Source organism: Desulfocurvus sp., from assembly GCF_023230885.1.
Classification (GTDB): domain Bacteria; phylum Desulfobacterota; class Desulfovibrionia; order Desulfovibrionales; family Desulfovibrionaceae; genus Desulfocurvus.
The window spans coordinates 1-7,470 of record NZ_JALNWM010000176.1 but is presented as its reverse complement, the minus strand read 5'-3'; the positions used below and the strand labels follow the sequence as shown (position 1 = coordinate 7,470).

Below are 7,470 nucleotides of genomic sequence, written 5' to 3'. Positions count from 1 at the left end.
GGCCCTGCTGGAGGCCTGGCGCGCCGTGCCCGGGCGCGACTACTGCCCCCACGGCCGCCCGGTGCGCATCGCCTGGACCCCCGCCGACCTGGAGCGCCTGTTCAAGCGCAAGGCCTAGCGCCGCGCCCGGGGGATGCGCCCTGGCCACCAGGCACACAACACGCCGAAATACAATTTTTATTTCGAAAGCACCGCCCCCTTCGAGGAAGCCACACCGGCGCGGCGGGCCGCGCCGGGCCGCCGCGCCGGGCTGCCCCCGCCAGCGCAGCGCCGTGCAGGCAGGCGCCCTGGCCGACGGGGGTATGGGCGCAGGCACCGCCCGGGCCGGGGTTGCTCCCGCCCGTCGGCAACGGCCCGGGGCCCCGGGGCGCCCCACACCCGCGAGGGGCGCCCGGGCGCGGGCGGTCCGGCGGCCCCTGGTTTTGCTTGCGCCAAAGCCGCGCCCGGGGCTATCATCGCCCGAAACCGGGGCCCATCCCCCCGCCGCGCAAGGAGTTTCCCCGTGCAGCTCAGCATCGAAATCGCAGGCTACAAGAACGAGGTGGCCATCTCCGCCGTGCCCCGCGCCTTCCTGGCCCGGGTGGCCCGCCATTGCCACGGCAAGAACAACACGCCCTACTTCGCGCACAACTGCTTCAAGGGCGTGCTCTATTTCGACGAGGAGCTGGCGCGCAAGTTCGCGCGGCAGGTGGGCTACGACTGGAGCGGCTGGTGGGAGGAGTGCAGGTTCCACCACCGCGCGGCCTACGTTTTCGAGGCCGGAATGCGCATCCAGGTCCGTCTGGGCGGCCAGGAGCAAACCATCTACCCCTCCCAGGTCACCCACGCCGAGACGCCCGTCTCGCAGCAGCAGTTGCTGCACCGGCTGGATCCGAGCGAGGTGCTCGTATTCATGGGCTCCATCGACAAGGGCGCCCAGACCTTCCTGCTCGACGGCTTCGAGGGCGAATTCGACCCCGCGCAGCTCGCGGTGTTCATGGAGAGCTTCGCGGAGTTCGGCCATGAGGACAAGCTCATCACCGGGCTGACCTACGCGGGCCGCCCCATGACCCCCGGCCACGACGACAGCAAGGGCAAGCGCATGATCGTCCCCGCCCTCTTCGCCCCGGACGGCGCGGAAGTGGAGCTGGACGACCTGCTGGGCGAGGGGGAGAGCTGCTGAGCCCGGGGCAGGATTCCCCGCCGCCAGCCGAGGCAAAAGGGCTCCCCCCGCGCGGGGGGAGCCCTTTTGCGTGCGGCCCGGGGCCGGATCGGGGCGGCGCGCCGCCTACAAATACCGCTCCTCCCGCGCCAGGTATCCCTGCACATAGTCCTTCACGGCGTCTTCCAGGCTGGTGAACCGCACGGGGCAGCCCGTGGCCGCCAGCTTGGCCATTTCGGCCTGGGTGAAGTACTGGTACTTGCCGCGCAGTTGTTCGGGCATGTCGATGTAGTCGATGTTCTCGGGCAGGTTCATGGCCGCGAAGACGCTGCGGGCCAGGTCGTTCCAGGTCCGGGCCTGACCGGTGCCCACGTTGAACACGCCGCCGACCTCCGGATGCTGGAGCAGCCACCACATCACGTCCACGCAGTCCTTCACATAGACGAAATCGCGCATCTGGCCGCCGTCGGGGTAGTCCGGGTGGTAGCTCTTGAAGAGCTTGAGCCGCCCGGTCTGGCCGATCTGCGTGTGCGCCTTGCAGACGACGCTCATCATGTCGCCCTTGTGGTACTCGTTAGGCCCGAAAACGTTGAAGAACTTCAGACTGGCCAGGGAGCCGAGCACGCCCTCGCGCCGGGCCCAGAGGTCGAAGAGCTGCTTGGAATAGCCGTACATGTTCAGCGGGCGCAGCTCGCCCAGGCGCGCCTCATCGTCGGAGAAGCCGCGCGAGCCGTCGCCGTAGGTCGCCGCCGACGAGGCGTTGATGAAGCGCACGTCGTGCTCCAGGCACCACGCCGCCAGGGTCACGCTGTAGCGGTAGTTGTTCTCCATGAGATAATCGGCGTCCAGCTCGGTGGTGGCGGAGCAGGCGCCCATGTGCGTCACGCTGTCCACATCGAAGGGCAGCTCGTCGTGCAGCACAAGGTCCAGGAAGGCGTCCTTGTGCAGATAGTCCGCATAGCGCAGCCCGACGAGGTTCTTCCAGCTCTCGGACGTGCCCAGCTCGTCCACCACCACGATGTCCGTGATACCCATGCCGTTCAGTTTCCAGACGAACGCGCTGCCGATGAATCCGGCTCCGCCGGTGACGATATGCATGCTGCTGTTTCCTTTCGCGCGGTGCGCGGTGGTTGCGGGTTGCGCCGTGCGGGCGGGGGCCCGGCGGCCGGCGGCCCAGTCTTACCCTCCCCGGGGCCGCAGGGCAAGCCGCCGCCCGGCGGAGTGCGGACGCCCTCGCGCAAGGCGACCGCCACAGCCTCCCGCGCCACCTCCGGGCGCCCCGGACGCGCGCGCCCCGCCCCGCGCGAGACGACCTTCACAGCCTTGCGCGGCGCCCGTCCGCGCGCCCCCCGGGCCGAAATCGCGGCGAATCCGGCCCGGGGGCTCCGGCCGCCCTTGTCTTGGCGGCGGATATTTACTATTGCGCGAAAGCCGTCCCACGCGGGTGCGCACGGCCCCGCCCCACCGCAACGGAGAACCGCACATGCTCGCCATCCTCGACTACAAGGCCGGAAACCAGACCTCGGTGCGCCGGGCCCTGGATTCCCTGGGCATCGCCTGCGAAATCACCGCCGACCCGCAGCGCATCCGCGCCGCCTCGGGGCTTGTCTTCCCCGGCGTGGGCGCCGCCGGGCAGGCCATGGGCCAGCTGCGCTCCAGCGGGCTGGACCAGGCCCTGGCCGACCATATCGCGGCGGGCAAGCCGCTGCTGGGCATCTGCGTGGGCTGCCAGATCATGCTCGACTACTGCCAGGAGAACGACACCAGGACCCTGGGCATCGTGCCCGGCGAGTGCCGCATGTTCAACCCCTCCTGGGCCGACGAGGACGGCGTGCCCATCCGCGTGCCGCACATGGGCTGGAACAGCGTGCGGCTGAAAAACCCCGCCGAGCCGCTTTTCGCGGGCATCGACCCGGCCGCGGAGTTCTATTTCGTGCACAGCTACTACCCGGCCCCGGCCCCGGAATATGTGCTCGGAACCACCGCCTACGGCATTGAATTCTGCTCGGTCCACGGCCGCGAGGGCCTGTGGGCCGTGCAGTTCCACCCGGAGAAGAGCGGCCGCCCGGGCCTGGCCCTGCTGGCCAACTTCGCCGCCTACTGCAAGGAGGCCGCCCGTGCTCAGTAAGCGCGTCATCCCCTGCCTGGACGTTCGCGACGGACGCCTGACCAAGGGCATCAAATTCAAGGACAACATCGACATCGGCGACCCCGTGGCCACGGCCAGGACCTACTACGAGGAGGGCGCCGACGAGCTGGTGTTCTACGACATCACCGCCTCCCACGAGGGCCGGGGCATCATGCTCAAGGTGGTGGAGCAGGTCGCCCGGCAGATCTTCATCCCCTTCTCCGTGGGCGGAGGCATCGCCACGGTGGAGCAGATGCGCGACGTGCTCCTGGCGGGCGCCGAGAAGGTCTCCATCAACTCCCCGGCGGTGAAGGACCCCGACCTCATCAGCAAGGGCGCGGCGGCCTTCGGCTCGCAGTGCATCGTGGTCGGCATGGACGTGCTGGCCGTGCCGCCCTCGGACCAGTGCCCCTCGGGCTACGAGATCGTCATCCACGGCGGGCGCCAGCGCATGGGCATGGATGCCGTCCAATGGGCCAAGACGGCCGAGGCCCTGGGCGCGGGCGAGCTGTGCGTCAACTCCATCGACGCCGACGGCACCAAGGCGGGCTACGAGCTGAAGCTCACGCGCATGATCTGCGACGCGGTGTCCATCCCGGTCATCGCCTCGGGCGGCGCGGGCACCCCGCAGCACATGGCCGACGCCTGCCAGGAGGGCCGCGCCAGCGCCGCGCTCATCGCCAGCATCGTCCACTACGGCGAATACTCCATCCGCGACTGCAAGAACGTCATGAAGGCCCGGGGCGTAAAGGTCCGCGAGGTCTGGTAGGGACGCGCCAAGCGCCAGGGCGCCCTGGCAACGGGGCAGCCGGGGCGCGAAACGGGGCGGCGGGGCCGCAAGGCACAGCGGCGACCAGGCGGCGCCGCGCCGGGACGGCGGGCCGCAAACCGGCGGGGCGGCCGGGGCGCGGCGCCGGAGGCCGCACCCAGCCCCCGCCCCGGCGCAAGGCCGCGCGCAACGCAAAGGCCCCCCGGAACCGAGGTTCCGGGGGGCCTTCGTCCGCGCGCCGACCCGGCGGGGTCAGCGCCCGGGGGCGTCGTAGGTGCCGCTCCTGCCGCCGCTCTTGTGCAGCAGGCGGCAGTCGGTGATCAGGATGTCCTTCTGCACGGCCTTGCACATGTCGTAGAGGGTCAGCGCGGCCACCTGGGCGGCCATGAGCGCCTCCATCTCCACGCCCGTGGGGCCCGTGGTGCGCGCCTCGGCCTCGATGTGGATGGCCGCCTCGGCCTCCACGGGGGCGAAGCGGACGTCCACATAGGACAGGGGCAGCGGGTGGCACATGGGGATCAGCGCGTGGGTCTGCTTGGCCGCCAGGATGCCCGCCACCTTGGCCGTGGCCAGGGCGTCGCCCTTGGGCAGGGCGTTTTCGCGCAGCAGGGCGAAGGTTTCCGGAGACAGGCGCACCGTGGTCCCGGCCAGGGCCACCCGCCGGGTGTCGGCCTTGTGGCCCACATCCACCATGCGCGCATCGCCCGAACCGTCGATATGCGTCAGCCCGCTGTGTCCGCCGCCGTGTCCGTCGCTCATGGCCTCACCCGCCCATGGCCTTGTCCACGGCCTTCTTGAAAAGGTTCTTCATCTTCTTGCCCACCTTGCCCTCCTCGATCTCGCGGAACTCGCGCAGCAGTTCCTCCTGGCGGCGCGACAGGCCCGTGGGCGTGGTCACGATGACCTCCACCAGCAGGTCGCCCGTGCCGCCCCGGTTCACGAAGGGCAGCCCCAGGCCGCGCAGGCGGAACACCGCGCCGCTCTGGGTGCCCTTGGGCACGGTCAGCTTCTCGGGATCGTCCAGGGTGGGGATGTCCACGGTGGTGCCCAGGGCGGCGGCCACCATGTCCACCTCGACGGTGTGCACGAGGTCCTGGCCCTGGCGGCGGAAGGTCTTGTCCTCCTCCACATAGAGCACGACGTAGAGGTCGCCGGGGGGGCCGCCGTGGACGCCGGGCTCGCCCTCGCCGCGCAGGCGCAGGCGCGAGCCGTTGTCCACCCCGGCGGGGATGTTCACCGCCAGCTCGCGGGTCTGCTGCACGATGCCCACGCCCCGGCAGCCGGGGCACGGCTCGGCGATGACCTGGCCCTTGCCCCGGCACGAGGGGCACGGCGTGGCCACGCGGAAGAAGCCCTGGGACTGCACGACCTGCCCCGTGCCGCCGCAGTGGCGGCAGGTCTCGGGGCGGGTTCCGGGGGCGGCGCCGCTGCCGTCGCAGTCCGGGCAGGGCACGTTGCGCGGCACCCGGATGGTCACGCTGTCGCCCTTGGCGGCCTGGCGGAAGCTGATGCGCAGGTTGTAGCGCAGGTCGGACCCCTGGGCCGGGCGCGGCCCGCGCGAGGCGGCGCCGAAGCCGAACAGGTCGCCGAAAATGTCGGAGAAGGAGCTGAAGATGTCGTCGGCGCTGGAGAAGCCGTGATAGCCGTTGCCGCCCAGCCCCTCATGCCCGAAACGGTCGTAGCGCGCGCGCTTGTCGGCGTCGCGCAGCACGTCGTAGGCTTCGGCGGCCTCCTTGAAGCGGCGCTCGGCCTCGGGGTCGTCGGGGTTGCGGTCGGGGTGGAACTCGAAGGCCTTCTTGCGATAGGCCCGCTTCACCTCGTCTTCCGATGCGTCCCGGGCGACGCCCAGCACCTCGTAGTAGTCTGCCTTGGCCATGACCTACCCGTTGTGCGACGCGACACCGATCTCGCTGAGATCCTCCGAAGGCAGCACCTTCCCGGAGGCGATCTCGCGCAGGGAGGACACCACTTCCTTGTTCTTGCACGGCACCAGGGTCTCGTAGCCCTCGCGGTACTGCTTCACGCGCTTGATGCCCATCTGCACGATGAGGAAGCGGTTGTTGACCATTTCAAGGCAGTCTTCAACAGTGATTCTGGCCATGTGTGTCTCCCTTGGCAACGCTGGGCACCCGGTGGGTCCGGGCGCTCCGGTTTGAGCCCGCCTCCGGCGCCGGAGGCAAAAAGCCCTTCAGATCCTTGTAGAACTGGTCGTGGACGCGGTAGAAATCCGGACGATCCCCGCAGGAAATCCAGCACCGCCCGGGGGGCAGCCCCGGATCGATGTGGAACACGAACTCCCGCCGGGCGCCGTCGCGCAGCCCAAGCTCCAGGCGCAGCCGCTCGCGCGCCCCGGGGGGCGGCGTGGCCTGCGGCCCGGCCTCGTACCGCAGATCACTAAGTCGCCACAGGAGCATGTCAATCCCCGTCAACCGCCCGGGGAGCCCCTGGCCCCGCCAGCGGCGGCCGTCGCGCTCGGCGTGCAGCCGCTGGCCGGAGGCGGAAAGCACCAGCCGGTCGACCGCGCCCGGATCGAGGGCGGCCAACCGGCGATCAGCGAACGAAAAAGCATTTCTATCTACTTTGGCGGCCTGCCCGGGGTCAAGCAGAAAGTGGATGCCCCGGGGGCCGCACACCGCCGTCCAGGGCCCCCGGGCGGCGGAAAACAGCGCCAGGCTGTGCACCCCCGCCCCGCGCAGGCGCAGCTCCACCCGCAGGTCGGCCCCCGGGCCGGGCGGCGCCGCGCCGCCCGGGGCAGGGCCCAGGGCGCGCAGCCCGGCCAGCTCGTGCAGCCACAGGTCCAGCTCCTCGGCAGACACGGGCTGCCCCGCGCGCGCCCCCGGGCGCACGAACACCGGCCCCCCGGGCCGACGGACCATCTCGACAACCTCGGCCGCCCGTGCGCCCCCCGCGCCGCCCCCCGCGCCACCCCGGACAAGGGTCACCCGCTCCACCCGCGCGGGGTCCAGGTCCACCAGGCGCAGGTCGAGGTAATACTCCGCCGGGCGCTCCAGAACCCGGGCATACTCCCCGGGCAGCAGCAACACCGGGCCGCCCGCGCCGCGCCGGGCGAAAACCCGCGCGCCGTCCCGGTCCGTGGCGCCGATCTCCAGGAAGTCCGCGCCGTCCACCAGCAGCCCCCGCCCGGCGCCCAGCCCGGTGCGCGCCGCCCCGGGGTCGTCCGTGTGCCCAAGGGGCCTGTTGCGGCCCAGGAACTCCACCAGCGCCGCGACGCGCTGCGGGTCCGCAGGCAGCCCGCGAGCCAGGCCGGGCGCGTCGAGCACCCAGCCCCCGTCGCGGGCGCGCAGGGCGTATTCCCCGGCGCCCCCGCGCACGGCCAGGGCCGCCACCTCGCCCGGGGCGTACTCCCGCCAGCCGCCGCCCTGGCGCGAGGGCAGCAGCGGCAGGGCCAGGGCGGCCCCCACGGCCAACACG

8 protein-coding genes are annotated in these 7,470 nt (G+C 71.4%); 3 read left to right on the top strand and 5 right to left on the bottom strand.

Annotated features, from left to right (window positions below; translation table 11 throughout):
* Positions 1-502: 502 nt before the first annotated feature.
* Positions 503-1,162, top strand: coding sequence for a hypothetical protein (locus tag M0P34_RS12050; protein ID WP_291499450.1), 660 nt, complete (start codon positions 503-505; stop codon positions 1,160-1,162).
* Between the two features lie 105 nt (positions 1,163-1,267).
* Here the strand turns inward: M0P34_RS12050 and rfaD are convergent, their stop codons facing one another.
* A complete protein-coding gene (gene rfaD / locus M0P34_RS12045; protein WP_291499448.1) occupies positions 1,268-2,239 on the bottom strand; it encodes an ADP-glyceromanno-heptose 6-epimerase in 972 nt (323 codons plus the stop codon).
* Positions 2,240-2,624: 385 nt separating this feature from the next.
* Here rfaD and hisH point away from each other — a divergent pair, with 385 nt between their 5' ends.
* On the top strand, positions 2,625-3,269 hold the full coding sequence (gene hisH, locus M0P34_RS12040; RefSeq protein WP_291499447.1) for an imidazole glycerol phosphate synthase subunit HisH: 645 nt from the start codon (positions 2,625-2,627) through the stop codon (positions 3,267-3,269).
* On the top strand, positions 3,259-4,038 hold the full coding sequence (gene hisF, locus M0P34_RS12035) for an imidazole glycerol phosphate synthase subunit HisF (protein WP_291499445.1): 780 nt from the start codon (positions 3,259-3,261) through the stop codon (positions 4,036-4,038). The genes hisH and hisF overlap by 11 nt, the downstream gene beginning before the upstream one ends.
* Before the next feature lie 252 nt (positions 4,039-4,290).
* Here the strand turns inward: hisF and moaC are convergent, their stop codons facing one another.
* From moaC to M0P34_RS12015, 4 genes are all read right to left on the bottom strand, one after another.
* A complete protein-coding gene (gene moaC / locus M0P34_RS12030; RefSeq protein ID WP_291499443.1) occupies positions 4,291-4,797 on the bottom strand; it encodes a cyclic pyranopterin monophosphate synthase MoaC in 507 nt (168 codons plus the stop codon).
* 4 nt (positions 4,798-4,801) lie between these two features.
* Positions 4,802-5,914 (bottom strand): molecular chaperone DnaJ, encoded by a 1,113-nt coding sequence (gene dnaJ, locus M0P34_RS12025; RefSeq protein ID WP_291499441.1) that lies wholly within the window; start codon positions 5,912-5,914, stop codon positions 4,802-4,804.
* Between the two features lie 3 nt (positions 5,915-5,917).
* A complete protein-coding gene (rpoZ, locus tag M0P34_RS12020) occupies positions 5,918-6,139 on the bottom strand; it encodes a DNA-directed RNA polymerase subunit omega (RefSeq protein ID WP_291499438.1) in 222 nt (73 codons plus the stop codon).
* The coding region (locus M0P34_RS12015) for a hypothetical protein (RefSeq protein WP_291499436.1) at positions 6,120-7,470 on the bottom strand (1,351 nt) is incomplete at its 5' end. The genes rpoZ and M0P34_RS12015, both read right to left, overlap by 20 nt.

What these genes read in the sequence shown, in the direction of transcription:
- rfaD (WP_291499448.1), bottom strand. Translation starts at nt 2,239, where the DNA reads ATGCATATCGTCACCGGCGGAGCCGGATTCATCGGCAGCGCGTTCGTC.
- hisH (WP_291499447.1), top strand. Translation starts at nt 2,625, where the DNA reads ATGCTCGCCATCCTCGACTACAAGGCCGGAAACCAGACCTCGGTGCGC.
- moaC (WP_291499443.1), bottom strand. Translation starts at nt 4,797, where the DNA reads ATGAGCGACGGACACGGCGGCGGACACAGCGGGCTGACGCATATCGAC.
- dnaJ (WP_291499441.1), bottom strand. Translation starts at nt 5,914, where the DNA reads ATGGCCAAGGCAGACTACTACGAGGTGCTGGGCGTCGCCCGGGACGCA.
- rpoZ (WP_291499438.1), bottom strand. Translation starts at nt 6,139, where the DNA reads ATGGCCAGAATCACTGTTGAAGACTGCCTTGAAATGGTCAACAACCGC.